The organism is Sphaerisporangium corydalis, from assembly GCF_025506355.1.
Classification (GTDB): Bacteria; Actinomycetota; Actinomycetes; order Streptosporangiales; family Streptosporangiaceae; genus Sphaerisporangium; species Sphaerisporangium corydalis.
Genome location: NZ_JANZYP010000150.1, coordinates 1 through 1495, shown reverse-complemented (window position 1 = coordinate 1495; position 1495 = coordinate 1). Strand labels below are relative to the sequence as shown.

The following is a 1495-nucleotide window of genomic DNA, read 5'->3' as shown; positions in this document are numbered from 1 at the left end:
ACTAATGGGAGCTACCGGGTCGGCTGTTCGGGCAGACTCGGTGCCTGTAGCCGCTGGTGGGTGAGCACTCTCGTCCACCGGACCTAGGAGTCCTGGGGTCAGATCGTGCCCTCACCGGTGGCCAGGGGTCTTGATCGCTGATGGGATGTCGTGCCCCCGAGGGTGTGGGGTGAGCACTGGTCCATTAGTTCGCGAGCCGGCTCCTGCAGGCTGCTGACCGCTGTTGTCGATCGTGGTGGAGGTCGGGTTGCTGTTCGTCGGTGATGACTGGGCTGAAGACCATCACGATGTCGAGGTTCAAGACCAGGACGGCAGGGTGTTGAAGCGGGTCCGGCTGCCGGAGGGGATGGCCGGGATCACCCGGTTCCACGACCTGGCCGGCCGGTTGGTGGCCGAGGACGCCGACCCCTCGCAGGTGCTCGTCTGCATCGAGGTCGATCGGGGTCCGTGGGTGCGGGCGCTGGTGGCCGCGGGGTATCGGGTGTTCGGGGTCGATCCTAAGCAGGCCGCCCGGCACCGGGAGATCCTCGGCAGCTCGGGGGCCAAGAGCGACAAGGGTGACGCGCACGCCCTGGCCGACATGATCCGCACCCGCCGCCACCAGTTGCGCCAGGTCGCCGGGGACTCGGAGATCGCCGAGGCCGTCAAGGTCGTCACCCGGGCGCATCAGAGGTTGCTGTGGGAACGCACCCGGCACATGCTGCGCCTTCGGGTGGCGTTGCGGGACTACTTCCCCGCCGCTCTTGCCGCTTACAAGCCCCTCGGTCTTACCTCGCAGGCGGTGCTGAGGCTGCTGGCCAAGGCCCCCACCCCCCAGAGCGCGGCCAAGCTGACGATCAGCCAGATCAGCGTGGCGCTCAAGGGGCGCCGCGACATCGGCGCCAAAGCCGCCGCGATCCAGGAGGTGCTGCGGGGTGAGCACCTGGGCCAGGCCCCGCTCGTCACCGGCGCCCACGCCTCCACCGTGAAGGCCCTGGTCGCTGTCATCGCCGTCCTGAACAGCGAGATCAAGACGCTGGAGGGTGAGGTCGAGGCCCATTTTGGACGGCACCCGGACGCTGAGGTCATCCTCAGTCAGCCTGGCATGGGCGTCGTCCTCGGCGCCCGGGTGCTCGCCGAGTTCGGCGACGCCGAGGGCCGTTACGCGAGCGCGAAAGCCCGCAAGAACTACGCCGGAACCTCGCCGATCACCCGGCAATCGGGCAAGACCAAGGTCGTGCAGGCCCGGTTCGTCCACAACGACCGGCTCGTCGACGCTCTCCACCTGCAAGCCTCTTGCGCCCTCCTGCACGATCCCGAAGTCCGCGCCTACTACGACCAGCTCAAAGCCCGCGACATCAGCCACAACGCCGCTCTCCGCCAAGTCGGCAACCGCCTGGTGGGCATCCTCCACGGCTGCCTTAAAACCCACACCACCTACGACCAGGCAACCGCATGGTCACACCGCAACCACGACCTCGCCGCTTGACATCCAACGTCCAGGGATGTCTGACCC

The 1495-nt window shown here is 67.8% G+C and carries 1 protein-coding gene; it reads left to right on the top strand.

All coding sequences use genetic code 11. The features are described from left to right. Positions 1-247 precede the first annotated feature (247 nt). Positions 248-1468 (top strand): IS110 family RNA-guided transposase, encoded by a 1221-nt coding sequence (locus NYZ98_RS41280; protein ID WP_262851016.1) that lies wholly within the window; start codon positions 248-250, stop codon positions 1466-1468. The last annotated feature ends 27 nt before the right edge of the window (positions 1469-1495 follow it).